Below are 969 nucleotides of genomic sequence, written 5' to 3'. Positions count from 1 at the left end.
TGGTGTAATTAGATGTCTGGCACTGAGACGGCAGATCTCCTTGTGGGCTTTACGGAACCGTTGTTGCCCTTTTCCTATCTGGCGGTTCTGACGCTCGTCGTATTACCGGTCGCCGCATTCCTCGGATTCCGGGTCGGCCAAATCGCGTACCGACGCAGACAGAACAACCACGTCCAACCCGAACAGGCGCCAGGCGCCACCTCACTCGGTGCCATGCTGGCACTCCTCGGGCTTCTGCTCGGCTTCGCCTTCAGTTCGGCGCTCGGTTGGCGCGAGGAGCGGCAGGGGGCGATGGTCCGGGAGGCGGCGGCAATCAGCACGGCCTTTTTGACCGCCAATCTCGTCGATGATCCAGGGCGCACTGATCTCCAGTCCCAGATACTCGCCTACGCGCAGACTCGCATTGCGAGCCCCGCGGACATCCGGACAAGGACGGCGTGGAACGCATTTCTGGAACGGACATTCGAAGCACAGACGAAGATTTGGCCTACGACAATGCAGGCCATCGGCGGATCTACTTCCGATCCGATCCGGGCAGCCGTTGCGCGCAGTGTGACCGACATGCTCGACGCCCATACCCTGCGCCTCGCCGCAGCAGCCGAACAGATCCCTCCCCCGGCCAAGCTCATGATCTTTCTGGCCTCCGTCGTTGCGATCTTTGTTGTAGGCAACCGGACTGCGTTGCAGGGCAAAGCGCTAACGTGGCACGTGTTGGCGTTTGCGGGCCTTCTTTCCGTCGTGATGATCGTGATTTTCGACCTCGATCGAGCACTGGAGGGTTCCATGAGGGTCAACCCGGACACCATGCTCGCCACTATCCGGGAGATGGAGACAGCCTTGGAAAATGCCGCCGAATGACAGTTTTCGTTGCGCTTGATGCGCGATCCAGTCAATCCAACAGGCAACATTTGGGGCCTACAGTGCAGGCCTAGCGGTGATCGTTTCTGACGGCGGTGTCATGTGTGGACG

Annotated in this window: 1 protein-coding gene; it reads left to right on the top strand. The window is 60.2% G+C overall.

Features of this window, described 5'->3' with window-relative positions; genetic code table 11:
* The first annotated feature begins 12 nt into the window (after nt 1-12).
* A complete protein-coding gene (locus AX756_RS24765; protein WP_068318561.1) occupies nt 13-858 on the top strand; it encodes a bestrophin-like domain in 846 nt (281 codons plus the stop codon).
* The last annotated feature ends 111 nt before the right edge of the window (nt 859-969 follow it).

The organism is Aliiruegeria sabulilitoris, assembly GCF_001558155.1.
In the GTDB taxonomy this organism is placed as follows: Bacteria; Pseudomonadota; Alphaproteobacteria; order Rhodobacterales; family Rhodobacteraceae; genus Tropicimonas; species Tropicimonas sabulilitoris.
The sequence above is the reverse complement of the archived record's forward strand: the minus strand, read 5'-3'. Positions and strand labels throughout refer to the sequence as shown.